Source organism: Bacillus sp. RHFS10, assembly GCF_016757475.1.
Taxonomy (GTDB): Bacteria; Bacillota; Bacilli; order Bacillales; family Bacillaceae; genus Bacillus; species Bacillus subtilis_G.
Genome location: NZ_JAESPO010000011.1, coordinates 38,262 through 55,574 on the forward strand (window position 1 = coordinate 38,262; position 17,313 = coordinate 55,574).

Consider the following 17,313-nt stretch of genomic DNA (forward strand, 5'->3'; position numbering starts at 1 on the left):
CTGTTAATTGGACTTATAAGGCATTCCAATTCTCAGTACTCCTCTTGTTTCTATACCTCCAAGCCCTTTCTCTCTTGTCAGCGTATTACGGAGCACTTCCCATACATTAATTCGTTCCATAAACGGCGTAAAGCTGATTTTCGCGACGATATACACCGGATCAAGCGCATGAATGTTTACTCTTGACGGTGAACTCGCGAAATTTGCCCCCGCTCTTATGAGCGATTCAAAGTGGGATTGGCAAGCCCCCGCAAAAATAACAAGCTGATCTAAGTGAGGGATCTTTTTTCGGGCGTTTTGAACCGTTTCAACAAAATGCTTTGAATGTCTGTACGCGTTCAAATCATCAATCTCGCCCTTTTGCTTTGAGTACGCATCATGCCCTGTTATCACCAAGATGTCAGGTCGATATTTGTCGAGTAATTCTTCAATAGAAGCAGACATTTTCTTTTCATGACAATGGATGCCATAGACGGGCACTCCAATTTTTTTATAGACATTCAGACATTTTTTCAGATATGCTTCATCGCCGTCCAAATGAAGCACCTTGCCCGGCATATGGAAATAATGCTCCTGATGCTGATACTGGCTTGTCGCATAGTACTCCTGTTTTTCTCTGAGCAGCTTATAATCTTGGCGGAGCAATTCGAGCGATTCATTCATTCTGCTCTCATCTTTCTTTTTCCGCATCATTTGCTCATCTTTTTTTACTGCTACAAGATCAGAAATATCTGCATCAGCAATCAGCCTGACTTCATCACCATGCAAAATAGCGATTGAATTTCCTTTGCTTGTTTGCTCTATTCCTATAATGCGAAACAAAACATCCATTTGATAGGATTTTCTGGCTACCATATCTCCTATTTGAAATTGCACGTTCCTCACTCCACACATAGACTAAGCCTCATCATGAAAGAAAGAGCCTTGAGAAAGCGCCTTTTTTCGCTGAGTCCAAGTTTTTCTTCTCATTGAATTTAAGGTCCTTCTCTAGCCTATGTAGCGGCAGTCCAAGTGGTGCGCAAAACAAAAAGCCCTTTTAAAAAAGGGCTTTATACAATCCGTTAGACAGCGCTGCAAACTCCTCTATAGACAGAGATTCACCACGGCGCTTGCCGTCAATATTTGTCTCTTCCAGCACTTGCTCAATCTTTGATTTTTGTGCTTTTCCATCCGGCAGGTTGTTGACTAAGTTATTGAGCAGCGTTTTACGGCGCTGAGCAAAACTTGCCTTGATCAACTGAAAGAAAAAGGCTTCGTTTTCCACGTCCACTGCCGGGCCATCGCGGAGGATCAGCCGAATGACTGCGGAATCTACATTAGGCTGAGGAACAAACACGGTTTTTGGAACGGTCATCACCGTTTTGGCTTCTGTATAAAATTGGACTGCGATTGAAAGTGAACCGTATTCCTTAGATGAAGGGTCTGCCGCCATGCGCTCAGCTACTTCTTTTTGCAGCATGACCACAATCCCTTTCAGCGGGAGATGTTCTTCAAGCAGTTTCATGATAATCGGCGTTGTCACGTAATAAGGAAGGTTGGCTACAACCATGATTTCATCACAGTCTTGAAATTGTTCTTCAATGACGGATTTAACGTCAGCCTTTAATACGTCCTGATGAATGACGGTGACATTGTCGTAAGGAGACAGCGTGTCCTTTAGAATCGGTAATAATCGCTGGTCAATCTCAAATGCCGCGACCTTTTTCGCCCGCTTGGCGAGCTGCTCGGTCAAAGCCCCGATTCCCGGGCCGATTTCAATGACACCCGTTTTCTCCGTCACTTCCGCGTGATCGACAATTCTGTCTAAAATGTTCGTATCAATTAAGAAATTCTGTCCTAAGCTCTTTTTAAAAGAAAAACCGTATTTTTTCAGTATCTCTTTCGTTCTTATCGGTGTCGCAATATCTTTATTCATTCTGTTCCTCCCGCATAACGGTATCGAGCGCACTCATAAAATCACTTTTTTTAATTTGAAACATTTGCAGCCGTTTTTGAAGCTGTTTTCCATTTGTATAGCCGATTTTCAATAGATCACCCAGTCGTTCGCGGCGGCGTTTGGCCGCAGATCCGCCAATCAGCCCGGCATGAATCAAATCCTCAGCTGAAATGTCACTCGGCTGCGCTTCCATCTCTTCGTGCACGTTTTCTAAACATGCCCTAATGCTTTCAATCGATGCGTGCTCCACACCAATTCCCCGCTTGTTTTTAGGTTTGGCAAGATGTTTTGGCAAAAATGCATGCTTGCAGCCGGATACAGCTTCTGAAATGGTTTTGCGGATCTTCTCACCCGGGAAATCCGGATCTGTTAAAATAATGACACCTCTGGTCTTCTGGGCCAAACGGATTTGGTCAATCACATGATCATCGATGGCTGAACCATTTGTTTCAATTGTGTCTGCATCAACAGCCAATTTGATGCGGGCCGTATCGTCACGCCCCTCGACCACAATGATCTCTTTAATTTTCATTATTTCCTCCAAGACAAATTAAAAACTTTTGTATATTCATGAAACTTTTTCTTGTGTCGAGCGTCTAATAAAGCAGAAAATACACTTTGTCTATTATAACGAAAAAAACAGAGGGCGCAAAACCCTCTGAATACATAAGTATATATTAATTTAAGATTTTAATTTTGACTGTTTTATTTCCCCATCGGTACGCCGATGATTTCTCCGGGAAAAAGACGTCTATTTTGCTCCCTTTAATCGCTGAACCAGTATCTGCAGCAATGGCATATCCATAGCCTTCAACGTGAACTTTGGAGCCTAGCGGAATGACATTTGGATCTACAGCGATGACTTTCGCATTCGGATTATTTTTTAAGTTAACGCCTGTAGCTGTATGTCCTGAACAACCGCTGCAACTTGCCGTATAAGCCGTAGATGATACAGTCATCACTTTGCCTGTTGACTCATCGCTACGGGAAACAACCGTTTTTGAATCGCCGGAAGCATTGACCTTTTCAACCTTTGGACTGCTTTGCTTTGTGCCGACAGCAATCACTTTATCTTTGCTTTGTTCAGCTGTTTCTTCTTTCACAAGCTCTCTGGAGACTTCTTTGCCGTTTTCTTTAACGACTTCGAAGTGTTTTTTAAGCTTGCCTTCTTTTCCTTTTTGGACGACCTTTTCTTTCCCTTTGTCAAGAGAAGCGTCTTCTTGTTTTTTCACATCAAACGCGATTTTCTCTTCAACTACATCGGTGACCTTTTCGATACGAGTAATTGTAATATCAGCCTTTGCTTTCGTCAGCTTTGCATCTAACGCAGGCTTGATTTTATCTTCGTCTTTTATGTTCATCTTTTGCTGTTTTAAAAAGTCAGCGACGGTAGTCGAAGTCGTCCAGATCTTCTTTTGTTTTCCTGCATCATTTACAGTAACCTGGAATGCGGGTTCTATGTTAATCTTCATGTCTTTCGAAATATCTGTATCTATTGCGGGATCAATTTGATCGTGTTTTTTCACATCAACATCTTGTTCGTCCAGTAATGCACCGACCGTTTTTGCTGTTGACCATAATGTCTTTTCTTCCCCGTTTATTGTAAGCTTGACAGGTTTTGCAGCCTCATACACAACGGCCATATCTGCTGTTATCTTTGTCTGTTTAGCAGGTGTGATCTTGTCTTCGTCTCTTGTCTTTATATCAAGCGTATCTAAAAGATCACCGACCGTTTTTGCGTGTGTGCGTATATGTTTCTTTTTGCCATTGATAGAAACTGAGACTGATTGTTTCGTCAGCTCATGAGCCGCGTACGCAGTCCCGCTTCCCGCCAAAAGCAAACAAGCAGCAACCAGAATGACTTTGCTTTTGCTAAGCTTTACGGAAAACAGCTTTTTCATTTTTTGTGTGATGAAAAACGCCTCCTTCTCCTCGGAGAGATTATATAGAGTATCTAAAAGGCTGTCAACCCTCCTCTCTCTTTCTCCCAAAAGCCTAGTGTCTTCTTCATTATCCTGAAATACACTGAGAAACGGAAGAAAGACTTGTCGACAACCCTATCCTATGAGGAGAAGAAAGCATGTAGAACTTTTATGAATAAGCGCTGAAAAGGACAAGCTCTTACAAAACCCGCTAGCGTTTTTTGTCAGTTTATACGGAAAAGTCTTTTTGCATTTTCAGTCGTAATTGAAGCAACCTCTTCGAGAGTCATTCCTTTTAATTCAGCAATTTGCTCAGCCACATATTTTACATAGCTCGGCTCATTTCTTTTTCCGCGAAAAGGATGAGGTGTGAGAAACGGGCAATCCGTTTCAATCAGCAAACGGTCATTCGGAATTTCCTTCACGACTTCCTTAGGCTTCTTCGCATTTTTGAAAGTCACCGGTCCCCCAAATGATAAATAAAAATTCATTTTCATGCACTCTCTCGCCACTTCCGCACTTCCTGTAAAGCAGTGCATGATTCCGCCCACAGCTTCTGCGCCTTCCTCCTTCAAAATGGTCACGACATCCTCCGTTGCATCACGGTTATGAATGATAATAGGCAGATTGACCTCTTTCGCTAAGGCGATTTGTTTTCTGAATACCTCTTTTTGGATCTCTTTAGGAGATTTGTCCCAATGATAATCCAACCCCATTTCACCTATCGCCACCACTTTTTCATGAACAGAAAGCTCTTTTATCCACGCTAAATCTTCCTCAGTCATGTCGATTGCATCAACAGGGTGCCAGCCGATGGCTGCATAAATAAAATCATATTCCTCAATCATTTCCATCGCACGTGTGATGGTCGGACGGTCAAAACCCACTACGACAATTCGATTCACTTGTTCAGCTTTTGCCCGTTCAATAACTTCTTCTAGATCAGTATCATATTGTTCTGCATTTAAATGCGCGTGTGTGTCAAATAACATAAGTAAAAAACTCCTTTCTTGTCGAAACACAAAAGGTGTTCGACGAATTGTTACACGTGAAACACCTTTTGTTTGTCATTATTTAATTCTTGTGCCTTTCGGTAACGACTGATCGATAGATACGGCTTTTAATACGCCGTCAGCTTCCCCCGCAAGGATCATACCTTGAGAAAGCTCTCCTCTCAGCTTAACCGGCTTTAGATTTGTTACACATACGAGTTTTTTCCCAACAAGCTCTTCAGGCGTATAATGCTTCGCAATACCGGATACAACTTGGCGTTTTTCAAAACCAAGATCCAGCTGCAGCTTCAATAAACGGTCTGCTTTTTTTACCGGCTCAGCCTTAATGACCTCTGCCACACGAAGTTCTACATCCATGAATTGATCAATCGTAATTTCGGGTAAGCGATCAACCTCTTGCGGCTCCTCTTCTTTTGTCTCTTCTTTAGCTGGCACTGAGCCCTGCATCTTGCCTTTGATGTAAGCAATTTCTTCTTCTGCCTCTAAACGAGGGAACAACGGCTCACCTTTTTGTACTTTTGCATCCTGCTGTTGGCCGAAAGCTGTAATGCTATCCCAAGATTTCAAAGTTTTATCAGTAATGCCCAGCTGCTCAAACATTTTTTCCGGTGTTTTTGTTAGGAACGGCTGAAGCAGTACTGCTGAAATACGCAATGACTCAGCCAGATGGTACATGACCGACTTCAGTTCTTCTTCTTTTTCTGGATCCTTCGCAAGCACCCATGGAGCTGTCTCATCAATATATTTGTTAGTACGGCTGATTAGCTGCCATAATGTTGAAAGAGCTACTGAGAACTCCATGTTTTCCATTGCTTTCTCGTAAGACTTCACTGTTTCATTAGCGACTGAAGCAAGCGTTTTGTCAAATTCCGTTACATCACCTTTGTAAGAACCGATTTGTCCGTCGAAATACTTATTGATCATCGCAACAGTACGATTCAATAGATTGCCTAAATCATTCGCCAAATCATAGTTAATCCGCTCAACAAAGCCTTCCGGTGTAAAGACACCGTCAGACCCGAACGGTACTTCGCGAAGCAGGTAATAACGAAGCTCATCTAAACCATAGCGTTCAATTAATGTAACCGGATCTACAACGTTCCCTTTTGATTTCGACATTTTTCCATCTTTCATCAAAAGCCAGCCATGCGCAAATACTTGCTTCGGCAGCGGCAGATCGAGTGCCATCAGCATAATTGGCCAATAAATGGTATGGAATCGCACAATCTCTTTACCGACTAAATGAACATCGGCAGGCCAATATTTTTGATAAAGCTCATCATTTTCTGTATCATAGCCGAGTGCTGTTAAATAGTTAAATAGCGCGTCGATCCAAACATATACTACGTGTTTTGGATTTTCCGGCACCTTCACGCCCCAATCAAAAGTGGTACGTGATACAGCTAAATCCTCAAGTCCAGGCTTGATAAAGTTGTTAATCATTTCGTTTTTGCGTGATTCCGGCTGGATGAATGTCGGGTTTTCTTCATAATATTTCAGAAGACGATCCGCATATTTTCCCATACGGAAGAAATAAGATTCCTCTTTGATTAATTCAACTGGGTGTCCGCTGTCAGGACTTTTTCCGCCGATGACCTCTCCCTTTTCATTCCGCTCGATATCATCCAGCTGAGTTTCCGTGTAGAATGTTTCATCAGGGATACTATACCAGCCTTCATATTCATCAAGATAGATGTCCCCGTTATCAAGAAGCTTTTGAAATACCTTTTCAATCACAACTTTATGCCGTTTTTCTGTTGTACGGATAAAGTCGTCGTTTGAGATTTCAAGCTGTTTCCATAGTTTCTGAATATCTGCCGCTGCGCGATCCACATACTCCTGAGGTGTAATGTTTTCCTGCTCAGCTTTTTGCTGGATCTTTTGTCCATGCTCGTCCGTTCCCGTTAAATAGCGAACATCGAACCCTTTTAATCTTTTGTAACGTGCCATTGCATCTCCTGCGACTGTCGTATATGCATGGCCGATATGTAATTTTCCGCTCGGATAATAAATCGGTGTTGTAATATAAAATGTATTGTTTTCTTGCGGCATCTTGAAACCTCCCAATCAGAATGTCAAAAAGCTCCCGCCCAAAGGACGAGAGCGGCGATAAGTGCAAATCAAAAATGATTATTATTTATATTTATCCTTTATCTATGATACCATCTTAGCCTTTAAGATCAAGAATATATACGTATGCCTTGAAAAAGAATAATTAAAATTAAAAATCTTTAATGAAAATAAAAAAAGTCTGTTCATGTCGAATTTTGTCGTATATAATCAAATGAAACAAAAAACCTTGGTTCAAAAGTCTTGATTTAAAAGGATTTTTAGTAGGATAATAGCTTTATTATAAATTTATAAAAAGCTGTTATTTCAGTAGTTTCTGTTACATTACTGACTATAAGAACTAATTCTTACAATCAATAGTAAACAAAATGATTGACGATTATTGGAAACCTTGTTATGCTATGAAGGTAAGTATTTTGTCGAATAATGACGAAGAAAAATATAATTTAAACAAATAATCATCTCTTGGGAGGAGAAAGTTTATGAAATCTACTGGTATTGTGCGTAAAGTTGATGAATTAGGACGTGTAGTTATTCCTATCGAATTGCGTCGTACTCTTGGAATCGCAGAAAAAGATGCTCTTGAAATTTATGTTGATGATGAAAAAATCATCCTTAAAAAATATAAACCAAACATGACTTGCCAAGTAACTGGTGAAGTTTCTGATGATAACCTTAAACTTGCTGGCGGTAAATTGGTTCTTAGCCAAGAAGGCGCTGAGCAAATCATCAGCGAAATCCAAAAGCAGCTTCAAAACCAAAAATAATACTTTTTACAAAAAACGTTCTTGTTACGACACAAGAACGTTTTTTTTATTGCTGAATATGGTAAGCATCGTACACTTCACGCTTTGGAATATTGCGATCGACTGCAGCTTTTTTAATGGCTTCTTTAGAAGTAGCACCTTTCGCAATGTAATGCTCGACATGTTCTTTAGGCGTGAGGGTTTCCCACCATTGTGCTTCCTCATCTGATTCTTCATTTTTATTGCCTTCTACTACAAGACAAAACTCACCGCGTATCTGATCCTCGTTTGCCCATTCGATGACCTCAGATATCGTGCCTCTGATAAACTCTTCATATTTCTTAGTAAGCTCGCGCGTTACAGCAATTTCCCGATCTCCCAAAATCTCGGCCATCGCCGACAAGGTTTCCTTAAGTCTGTGGGGCGCTTCATAGAAGATAATCGTTTCCTGCCGTTTTTTAAGACTTTCAAGCTCCTTCTTCTTTTCTTTTTTCTGCCTGTTCAGAAAACCGTAAAAGAAGAAAGGCTGCGGTACAATACCTGAAGCGATTAGAGCCGTTAATGCAGCATTCGCTCCCGGCAGCGGAACAACATAACCGCCTATCTCGCTAAAATCCTTCACGATTTCCGCTCCCGGATCAGAAATCGTCGGCAGCCCAGCGTCACTGACAAGGGCAATGTTTTTTCCGGATTTCAGCCATTCAATGATTTTGTGGCCGCTGCTTTCTTTATTATGTTCATGATAACTGACAAGCTGTGTTTCAATTTCGTATACATGACAAAGCTTTTTCGTTTGTCTCGTATCTTCCGCAGCAATCGCATCCACTGATTTTAGCGTGTCGATCGCCCGGAATGTCATATCCTCTAAATTTCCGATTGGTGTTGGGACCAAATAAAGAATTCCCATGTCTGACTTTCCATTAAAGCTCATTTGGCGCCTTAACATATACAGCCTCCTTGCTGTTCCGCTTTTCTTCTATATAAAGCTTTTTTTTCTTTCGAGTCAGTTTTTTGAAATAATATTCCGCCTGCATGGCTTCCCGCTTCGTTGTGAAAGCTTCGGCAAAAATCAATTCAACCGGACGTCTTACTTTTGTATACTTTGCGCCCTTTCCATCATTATGTGTGTTTACCCGTTTCTGCAGATTGTTGGTGTACCCGGCATACCAGCTATTGTCTCTACATTTCACGACGTAGAAAAAATGGTTATTTGTCTCCATATAAAATGGTCCTGATTTCTTTTGTATATTCATTTTGCTCGTCATAAACGAACAAAGGGGGAAGAATTTTTAAATCCGGACGTCCGCCTTTGGTTCCTTCAACCAAAATGGTATTTGCTTCTTTCCCTTGTTTCGGGTAGACAAATTGCACACGCTTCGGCTCGATTTGGTAAGCCTTCATCAACTCAAAAATCTCTAAAAGCCTGCCCGGCCGATGAACAAGGGCTGCCTTTCCTCCTTGCTTAAGCAACTTGCTGCTGACTGAAATGACATCCTCCAGTGTGCAGTGGATTTCATGTCTTGCGATCCGGAGATGCTCATTCATGTTTTGTTCAGTTTGTTTCGGTGTTTTAAAATATGGCGGATTGCAGGTGACAACATCATATCGATTATGTCCCAGCTTCTCCGGCATGTTTTTCAGATCATCATGTATCATCTGAATTTGTTCCTGAAGCTTATTGTATTCCACACTGCGAACAGCCATATCATGAAGCCTTTCTTGAATTTCAACTCCAATAATGTCTGCTTTTGATCTTGTGCTGAGCAGAAGTGGCACAATGCCATTCCCCGTGCATAAATCAACGATTTTTCCTTTTTGAATCGGAACGTATGCGAATTTGGAGAGAAGCACAGCGTCCAATGAAAAGGCAAAAACTGTTGGACTTTGTATGATTTTCATGTCCTCTGCCAGCAAATAATCTAATCTTTCATCATCACGTAATGAAACCATCTTCTTATCCTTTCAGTACCTTTGAAAAAGGCTCCCGTCTTATGCGGAAGCCTTTTCCTTATTTTTTATTTAAGAATGACAAACAGAACAGACAATCTTCTTTTCGAACACTTCCATAGTGGACATTGCAGATATGAAACCCTTCTTGATACAGACGTGCCAGATTATCATACCCTTCGCCTATATCAGATTGCTCTGTCTTCTGTGTTTTTGATTCTTTTTTATCAGCTTTGAACTTTTCAATCTGCTGCGTCGTATCGTCCAGCCGTTTGCGCAAATGCTTATTTTCAAGCTGCAAATGATGATTCTCTTCTATCATCTCACCAATATGCTGCTTTAAATCCCCCAGCTGTCGGTACAGTGAGCCAATTTGTTCTTCTAAGTTAATGACGGTATCAAATAACTCTTTTTTATCCAAGGTTCCACACCTCGTTAATCTGTGGTTTGTGCGGATACGACGCCCTCTTCCAAGAGCTCTTCCCAAGTATATTCTATCACTTTTTCACGGTTTATCAGTTCCACCTGAAGCACCCGTTCCAGAATATTAAGTCCGACGACCTTCGCAGGGCCGTTTGCTGTCGTAATCATTTCTCCTATATCAGGAAGCTGCTCTTTTGCCGTCTCATATTCATCATTCTCGTATTTTAGACAGCACATCAAGCGTCCGCAAAGACCTGAAATCTTCGTAGGATTTAAAGATAAGTTCTGATCCTTGGCCATTTTAATGGAAACAGGTTCAAAATCTCCAAGGAACGTTGAACAGCAAAGCATTCTTCCGCAAGGACCGATTCCTCCAAGCATTTTCGCCTCATCCCTTACTCCGATTTGGCGCAGCTCAATTCTTGTTTTAAAGATAGAAGCCAAATCTTTTACAAGCTCTCTAAAATCTACTCGGCCGTCAGCAGTGAAGTAAAAAATGACTTTATTGCGGTCAAACGTGAATTCAACATCGACCAGCTTCATATCCAAGCCATGTTCAACCACTTTCTTTTGGCAGATGTCAAATGCTGATAAAGCTTCCTGTTTATTTTCTTCTACGATGAGAAGGTCACGCTCGTCAGCCACACGTATCACTTTTCGAAGGGGCAGCACGACATCATGCTCATCCACCTGTTTATTTGCAATCACGACCTGACCGTACTCAACGCCTCTGACAGTTTCTACAATTACGCAACTGTCATGTTCTATATGAAATCCATTCGGATCAAAATAATATATTTTACCCGCTTTCTTAAAGCGGACTCCAATTACATTGTACAAGCTTATCCCTCCTGCAACATTAACACCAAGTGCTCCATTAATCCTTGTACATTCACATTGGAATGAAGCCGTTTCTTTGCTTCTAAAACAGCAAGAATCTGATTCGTAACGCTTTGTTGTGTTGATTGTAGCGCATGCTGTTTTATTGATTGGAATAAGTCTTGATAAATCAATTTATCTTCATTTCCTATTTGGATGGACAACACATCGCGATATATCAATAAGAGCATATCAAGACCCATTTCTTGATGGGTTTTTTCTTTGAAAAAGGGCATCCATTGATCTTGAATAAAGAAAAAAGCATGTCCTTTCCGCTGGTGTAGGACTTCATACAATTTTATCACTTTCGCTCTAGACTCTGCAAACTCATCATTTCGACTTAATTCGACTGCTTCTGCTACATTGTTGGTCATGTTGGCGAGAAGCCTTGCCATATGAGGCGAGACTTCCTGTTCGATTAGTCTATCTTCAATTGCTTTGGGCTGCAAAGGCTGAAAAGGAAGGGTTTGGCATCTTGAGATGATGGTATCCAATAACCTTTGGGGCTGCTCAGTGATGAGGATGGCCATTGTATCTTTATTCGGTTCTTCTAAAAATTTCAGCAGACTGTTCGCCGCATTCGCTGTCATTTGATCTGCGTGCGAAATAATATACAGCTTTTTATGCGATTCAAGCCCTGTCTTCGAAAACTCTTCTTGCAACGCTTGAATTTGCGCCTTTTTGATCGATAAACCATCAGGCTGAACAAGATGGAGATCAGGGTGGTTCCCTGACTCTATCCGTTTACAATTTCGGCAGCTCTCACAAGGCTCCGCGCCGTCCTCCAGGCAAAAAAAGCTTTTCGCAAGAAGCAGCGCGGCATCAAGCTTTCCTGTTCCTTTTTTTCCCTCAAACAAATAAGCGTGTGATAGTCTGTCCTTCTCAATACTATTATATAAAAGCTTCATCACTCTGGGCTGAAGCTCGTTCATTTCGTTCCAAGATATTGCCATTGTATCACTCTCTATGTGTAAAGGTTAATTAATAAACCTTTTATTTCGCCAATACGCTCCAGCAAATCAATTGCCGGTTTTTCCTGATCCATCATCTCTTCCGTAAGCTGTATCAATTTGTCATCTATTTCTTTTACAAGTCCTAGCGTTCTGCTGTTTCCGTACAGGTCAAAGCTTTGCGACGTTTCATGTGAAAGGCCGCTGTCTACGGCTTCTTTGACAAAACGTTTCACAAGTCCTTTGAATCTCGCTAAGTCTTTAAAATTCCGGGATTTTGTCAGCCTTTTTCCAAACGCCTCTATATCCGATAACAGCCTGGTGAGCTGATCAAATTTCAATTTGCTGCTTTGATTTTCCATTGATGTTTTAAACGACGCTGTGATCTCAGATGTTTTCACAGAAGGAAGCTGCTTATTATCTATAAATGTACGTATATCTTTATTAATTTTCACAGTTTCAAATCCTTAAAATTGATAAAATTCATCGACTGGAAGGACAAATACTGTCGCTCCGCCAACTTCAACTTCGACTGGATAAGGGACATATGAATCAGCATTCCCGCCCATCGGAGATACAGGGGCAATCATCTGATCACGTTTCTGTCCGTTTTCCTTAATGAGACTCAATGCTTTATCGACGCGTATATCCTCGACACCAATCATAAACGTTGTATTGCCTGATTTAAGAAATCCTCCCGTCGTTGCAAGCTTTGTAACTCTAAAGTTGTGATCCGTTAAGGTTTTCAAAAGCCGGTTGCTGTCCTGATCTTGTACAACTGCCACTATCAATTTCATCTGTGAAGGCCTCCTTTAGATTAGAAACAACAATGATCTCGTTTACATTATTATATCAACTATCGGGAAACAGGTCACAATTGAATTTTTTTCAACGCTTCATTGATTACCTTCATGACGTCCTGAACAACAAGATCTTTGGATTGGCTGGCATCAACTGAGTTAAATCTTTCTGAGAATCGCTTCATCAGCTCTTGATAACCTTCCTGTACCTTTGTATGGAAGCTTAATTTTTCTAAATCAAGCCTGTTTTTCTCCCGTAAGCCGTTTGCATGAATTCGCTTCAGCCCTTCTTCCGGATCAATTGAAAAATAAACCGTTACATGGGGCATCATATCGCCGATGGCAAACTCATTAATCGACAGAACCTCATCAATCCCAAGCCCTCTTGCGTATCCTTGGTACGCGAGCGAACTGTCTATGAATCTGTCACAAAGAACAACCTGCCCTTGTTCTAATGCTGGTTTTACTTTTTCAACTAAATGCTGGCGTCTTGCAGCCGCATATAAGAGAGCTTCTGTTTTTGGGTCCATTAATGTGTTGTTTTCATTCAGAATAACCTCTCGTATTTGTTCTGCAATATCTATGCCGCCCGGCTCTCGAGTTGCTGTAACTTGAAGGCCTTCTGCTGTCAGTATGTTTTTGATTTCCTGCAGAACAGTCGTTTTCCCCGCACCTTCAGGACCTTCGAATGTAATAAATAAACCGCTCATGATTTCTCCTCTTCTATATAAACAAGTAGTTGTTTCTCTTTGATTTTCGTATTCCCTTGAACATGCGTTTTCATGCTGATCAAGCGGCTGAGCTTTTGCACACTTTCTTTCGTTATTCTTTCTCCCGCCATGATCATCGGTATACCTGGAGGATAAGGTATGATATCCTCCGCGTTCAGCCGGCCTGCCGCTTCATTAAAGTCCACATATTCTTTCTTAAACGTTTGTAAGACCTTTTTTTGATAAGGCAAGACAGTAACAGGCCGCAAGCCCCATTCTGCAGAGGCAAACCTCTGATCTGGAGGCGTGTTTTCAACCTCTGCATCAATGGTTTTCATTATTTCAGCGTTTATTCTGCGATTTCCTCCCAATGGAAGAACGAACAAGACTTGATTTTCATCCGCAAGCTCAGTGAATATGTTAGCACGCTCTAATATGTTTTGCAGCGTATACCCAGAATGCCCCCGCTTTGATCGAATTGTGAGTTTCAGCGGATCCGTTATCGTACGTGGATCTGCCGGTTTGACTGCTTCTGCATTTCTAAGTGAATCAAACGTTTGTTTAAATGATTGTATACGTTGCAGAATGTCAGAAAGCTTATGTTCTTCTATCATACGCTGTACATAAGCGCGTGCAATGTCTAATGAAGCCATGATCGGATAAGACGGACTGCTGCTTTGTAATCGGTTTAAAAACTCTGCCACCCGATTCCTGTCAACTCTGCTGCTGTTAAGGTGCAAATAAGAACCCATCGTCATGGCAGGCAGCGTTTTATGAGCGGACTGAACAACGATATCTGCCCCCATTTTTAAAGCTGAGGGCGGAAAAGGCTCCCCTAAAACAAAATGTGCGCCATGCGCTTCATCCACTAAAACAGGAATCCCGTAATGATGAGCTTCTGAAATGACTTCGGTCAAATCAGCACTATGCCCGTAATATGTCGGATTGGTCAGCACCAAGCCTTTCGCATCTGGATACGCTGCCAAGGCTTCTTGAATTGTATTTAGCGGAACATGCGTAGGCACATGCATTGCTGCATCAATGTCAGGTGCGAGATAAACCGGTTCAGCACCAGCCATATCAACAGCATGAAAGACAGATTTATGGCAGTTTCTTTGAATCAGAATTATATCACCCGGTTCACAAACAGATAAAATCATCGCTAAGTTTCCGACAGTTGTTCCATTCACCAAGAAAAAACTTTCCGCCGATCCATATAATTGACTGACAAGCTCTTGTGCTTCCTTAATCACCCCAGAAGGATGATGGAGGTCATCCAGCCCTGTCAGTTCAGTTACATCAATAGTGAGCAGCGGATTGAATATCGACTTAGCGTCATCAAAAAAGACATCTCCATTGTGATGTCCCGGAACATGAAATGAATGAGAATTTCTTCTCGCGTGCTGAATCAATGCTGTATATAAAGGTGTGTTCATTAAAACAATCCTTTGAATATGTTTTCTTACACTTTATTATATCGTTCCTCTGACAGAACTTAAAGATAAGACTTACTGGTAACTACCTTTCCTTCATCGTAAGCAGCTTGTGCTTCAGATCGTCTTCCATCACCATGAGTTCTTCTTCTGCCTGACGGCGTTTGACTCGTCCTTCTTCTTGTATGGTCAGCGTTTCTTCAAGCGTGCTGATTAAGCTTTCCTGCACCTTTTTTAAAGTATCGATATCAACTAGGCCTCGTTCATTCGCCCGCACAGTTTCAATTGTATTGGTCTTCAAAAGCTCCGCATTTTTCAGCAAAAGCTCGTTGGTTGTATCAGTTACTTTCTGTTGGGCATCCACTGCATTGCGCTGCCTTAAAAGCGTCAGCGCAATCGCAACTTGGTTTTTCCAAAGCGGGATTGCTGTCACAATGGATGACTGGATTTTTTCAGCTAACGCTTGGTTTGTATTCTGGATCAGTCTGATTTGCGGAGCACTTTGAATTGTAATTTGCCTGCTCAGCAGCAAATCGTGCATCCTTTTATCTAAACGGTCAGCAAATTGAACCAAATCGTTTACTTCTTGAACAGCCATTTGATTGTGCTCGCCTGATTCAGCCTGTTGCTTCAGTTCAGGGATTGTTTTTGTTTTTAATTCCTCCAGCTTCAGTTCCCCTGCAGCAATATAAACATTCAGGGCGGTGAAATACTCTTTATTTTTTTCGTATAGCTGCTCTAACAGCTTATTGTCACTGATTAAAGCATTTTTAGAGTGTTCCAGCTTCAAACTGATTCTGTCTATCTGTACGCTGGTCTTTTGATATTTAGAAAGCACCTCCTGAAGAGAATTCGATACTCTTCCAAACACACGCGCCAAAAAACCCTTTTTCCTAGACTGAAGGTCATCAGGATTTACTTGCTCCAGCTTTTTCATCAGCTCTCCAAGTATTTCGCCAATCTCCCCGACATCCTTCTTTTGAACATGATCAATCATAGTGTGAGAAAAATTCAGCAGTTTCGACTGAGCTTGTGAACCGTATAAGACAATGCTCTGCATATTTTTATGATCAATCTGTTCAGCGAGCTGAATTGCTTTTTCCTTGTTTTCCTCAGGAAGAACATCAACAAGGCGTACTTGCTGCTTCTCTGCTTTTACAGCCTCCGCCTCTATTTCTCCAAAAGGGTCCGCCAACAACTCATCGATATGAAGGTCGCTCTGATCTCTGTTCATCGCTCTTACCCTCCTTCCATTATTTCTTTAATGAATGTTTCGCCGCATCTAATTCAAATTGCAGTTCGTCAATATCATCACCCATTAATTGAGTTAAATCTTCCTCTAAACGCTTTGTCAATTCAGCAAGTGTGATACGCGCCTCACTCAGTGACATCGACAGCTCTTTGCTTTTTTTCGGATGAGATGATAAAAAGGCATACTTCTCCGTCAGTTCAACAACTGAATCGAGCGTTTGGTAAAAAAATCGCTCAGCCTGATAAAACCGCTTCGGCTCTTTGTTGGTGAGGATATAAATCCTTCTGACAAGCCTCAGTATTTCTGCATTTTGTTTAAACATTTGAATGCTTTTTGCTTGAAATAAAGCTTTTCGAAGGCGTATGATTTTCTGCCTTGCTTCCTCTAGGTTTTTCTTAATATAGGCATATTCTCTTCCTGTCAGCGCATGCTTTTTAAGAAATAACCGTCTCGAATTCCAAATGCCAGCTGTATATACGACTGCTCCTGAAGCGAACCCATAAACAAAAGATAAAAAAAGCGGCTGATTTAAACCGAAAAAGCTCAATATCCCTATGAAAACAAAAGTCGCACTGCTCGTTAAACTCCATATTAAAAAGTGAAAAAATCTCTGCATGAGATCATCGACTCCTGTGTATATTCTCAGTTTTAATATTATTATCTACTACGTTCAATCCCTAAACAAGTTTCATCTTCTCTTTATTACCAATATCTTTATGAAAGAGTATAAAAAAAGACCTTTTCAGGTCTTAAGAATATAATGGCGGTGTATGAATGCTTTTTAATTTTTTTACATAAAAGGCATAGTCAGGATCGGAAGTTGATGTAGAAATTACTTTTCTCTCACAATCTAAGCATATGAATTTCGTATAAAGATGAATGCCTCTATTCTTCTCTTGATCACAAATCACACATGTATGATTAGGTTTACGTGTTTCGTCCAATCGTTCCCACCTCCGTACAATTAGCCTTCCCTTAAATCGTATATTGTATACACTATTTAGATCTTTTTGAAACTTGAAATCAGTATATGGGCTATATAAGCTGTCGGTGTTTGTATTTGTTTGATTTTATCGCTCTTAAATAAACAAAAAACCCAGCTCAATGAGCTGGGTTTTACCTTGCTTGGCGGCGTCCTACTCTCACAGGGGGAAACCCCCGACTACCATCGGCGCTGAAGAGCTTAACTTCCGTGTTCGGCATGGGAACGGGTGTGACCTCTTCGCTATCGC

General features: G+C 41.2%; 20 protein-coding genes and 1 rRNA gene. 1 reads left to right on the top strand and 20 read right to left on the bottom strand.

Annotated features, from left to right (window positions below):
* Positions 1-3: 3 nt before the first annotated feature.
* From prtG to metG, 6 genes are all read right to left on the bottom strand, one after another.
* On the bottom strand, positions 4-876 hold the full coding sequence (gene prtG, locus JMN17_RS20985; RefSeq protein ID WP_087991880.1) for a sporulation-specific protease PrtG: 873 nt from the start codon (positions 874-876) through the stop codon (positions 4-6).
* Between the two features lie 160 nt (positions 877-1,036).
* The gene (gene rsmA / locus JMN17_RS20990) at positions 1,037-1,915 is read right to left on the bottom strand and encodes a 16S rRNA (adenine(1518)-N(6)/adenine(1519)-N(6))-dimethyltransferase RsmA (RefSeq protein WP_087991881.1); all 879 of its coding nucleotides are present in this window, start codon (positions 1,913-1,915) and stop codon (positions 1,037-1,039) included.
* Positions 1,908-2,468, bottom strand: a complete 561-nt coding sequence (rnmV, locus tag JMN17_RS20995) for a ribonuclease M5 (RefSeq protein WP_148964455.1) — start codon at positions 2,466-2,468, stop codon at positions 1,908-1,910. The genes rsmA and rnmV overlap by 8 nt, the downstream gene beginning before the upstream one ends.
* A 145-nt stretch (positions 2,469-2,613) precedes the next feature.
* Positions 2,614-3,927: a ubiquitin-like domain-containing protein gene (locus JMN17_RS21000; RefSeq protein ID WP_087991883.1), complete on the bottom strand. Its 1,314-nt coding sequence runs from the start codon at positions 3,925-3,927 to the stop codon at positions 2,614-2,616.
* Between the two features lie 155 nt (positions 3,928-4,082).
* A complete protein-coding gene (locus JMN17_RS21005) occupies positions 4,083-4,850 on the bottom strand; it encodes a TatD family hydrolase (RefSeq protein WP_087991884.1) in 768 nt (255 codons plus the stop codon).
* Positions 4,851-4,928: 78 nt separating this feature from the next.
* Positions 4,929-6,923: a methionine--tRNA ligase gene (metG, locus tag JMN17_RS21010; protein ID WP_202329173.1), complete on the bottom strand. Its 1,995-nt coding sequence runs from the start codon at positions 6,921-6,923 to the stop codon at positions 4,929-4,931.
* A 500-nt stretch (positions 6,924-7,423) separates the two neighbouring features.
* Here metG and abrB point away from each other — a divergent pair, with 500 nt between their 5' ends.
* Entirely contained in the window at positions 7,424-7,708 is a 285-nt protein-coding gene (gene abrB / locus JMN17_RS21015) for a transition state genes transcriptional regulator AbrB (RefSeq protein WP_087993958.1), read from the top strand.
* Between the two features lie 46 nt (positions 7,709-7,754).
* Here the strand turns inward: abrB and rsmI are convergent, their stop codons facing one another.
* The 14 genes from rsmI to rrf all read right to left on the bottom strand — a co-directional run.
* Positions 7,755-8,633, bottom strand: coding sequence for a 16S rRNA (cytidine(1402)-2'-O)-methyltransferase (rsmI, locus tag JMN17_RS21020; protein WP_087993957.1), 879 nt, complete (start codon positions 8,631-8,633; stop codon positions 7,755-7,757).
* The gene (locus JMN17_RS21025) at positions 8,608-8,907 is read right to left on the bottom strand and encodes a GIY-YIG nuclease family protein (RefSeq protein ID WP_087993956.1); all 300 of its coding nucleotides are present in this window, start codon (positions 8,905-8,907) and stop codon (positions 8,608-8,610) included. The genes rsmI and JMN17_RS21025 overlap by 26 nt, the downstream gene beginning before the upstream one ends.
* Positions 8,894-9,637 (bottom strand): tRNA1(Val) (adenine(37)-N6)-methyltransferase, encoded by a 744-nt coding sequence (locus JMN17_RS21030; protein ID WP_087993955.1) that lies wholly within the window; start codon positions 9,635-9,637, stop codon positions 8,894-8,896. The genes JMN17_RS21025 and JMN17_RS21030 overlap by 14 nt, the downstream gene beginning before the upstream one ends.
* A gap of 58 nt (positions 9,638-9,695) precedes the next feature.
* Positions 9,696-10,055, bottom strand: a complete 360-nt coding sequence (yabA, locus tag JMN17_RS21035) for a replication initiation-control protein YabA (RefSeq protein ID WP_087993954.1) — start codon at positions 10,053-10,055, stop codon at positions 9,696-9,698.
* Positions 10,056-10,069: 14 nt separating this feature from the next.
* Positions 10,070-10,897, bottom strand: a complete 828-nt coding sequence (ricT, locus tag JMN17_RS21040) for a competence/sporulation regulator complex protein RicT (RefSeq protein ID WP_060397760.1) — start codon at positions 10,895-10,897, stop codon at positions 10,070-10,072.
* Positions 10,898-10,899: 2 nt separating this feature from the next.
* The gene (gene holB / locus JMN17_RS21045; protein WP_087993953.1) at positions 10,900-11,889 is read right to left on the bottom strand and encodes a DNA polymerase III subunit delta'; all 990 of its coding nucleotides are present in this window, start codon (positions 11,887-11,889) and stop codon (positions 10,900-10,902) included.
* Between the two features lie 11 nt (positions 11,890-11,900).
* Entirely contained in the window at positions 11,901-12,341 is a 441-nt protein-coding gene (locus tag JMN17_RS21050) for a YaaR family protein (protein ID WP_087993952.1), read from the bottom strand.
* A gap of 12 nt (positions 12,342-12,353) precedes the next feature.
* Positions 12,354-12,683 carry a cyclic di-AMP receptor DarA gene (gene darA / locus JMN17_RS21055; RefSeq protein WP_148964448.1) on the bottom strand — a complete coding sequence of 110 codons (330 nt, stop codon included), beginning with the start codon at positions 12,681-12,683 and terminating at the stop codon, positions 12,354-12,356.
* A 74-nt stretch (positions 12,684-12,757) separates the two neighbouring features.
* The gene (gene tmk, locus JMN17_RS21060; protein WP_087993950.1) at positions 12,758-13,396 is read right to left on the bottom strand and encodes a dTMP kinase; all 639 of its coding nucleotides are present in this window, start codon (positions 13,394-13,396) and stop codon (positions 12,758-12,760) included.
* Complete coding sequence (locus tag JMN17_RS21065) at positions 13,393-14,832, bottom strand: aminotransferase class I/II-fold pyridoxal phosphate-dependent enzyme (protein ID WP_087993949.1); 1,440 nt, start codon at positions 14,830-14,832, stop codon at positions 13,393-13,395. Before JMN17_RS21065 ends, tmk begins: the two co-directional genes overlap by 4 nt.
* Before the next feature lie 82 nt (positions 14,833-14,914).
* The gene (locus JMN17_RS21070; RefSeq protein WP_202329174.1) at positions 14,915-16,063 is read right to left on the bottom strand and encodes a toxic anion resistance protein; all 1,149 of its coding nucleotides are present in this window, start codon (positions 16,061-16,063) and stop codon (positions 14,915-14,917) included.
* 19 nt (positions 16,064-16,082) lie between these two features.
* Positions 16,083-16,697, bottom strand: coding sequence for a 5-bromo-4-chloroindolyl phosphate hydrolysis family protein (locus tag JMN17_RS21075; protein ID WP_148964444.1), 615 nt, complete (start codon positions 16,695-16,697; stop codon positions 16,083-16,085).
* A 133-nt stretch (positions 16,698-16,830) separates the two neighbouring features.
* Positions 16,831-17,025, bottom strand: coding sequence for an anti-sigma-G factor (gene csfB / locus JMN17_RS21080; protein ID WP_148964443.1), 195 nt, complete (start codon positions 17,023-17,025; stop codon positions 16,831-16,833).
* 179 nt (positions 17,026-17,204) lie between these two features.
* Positions 17,205-17,313, bottom strand: a 5S ribosomal RNA gene (gene rrf / locus JMN17_RS21085); the annotation flags it as partial.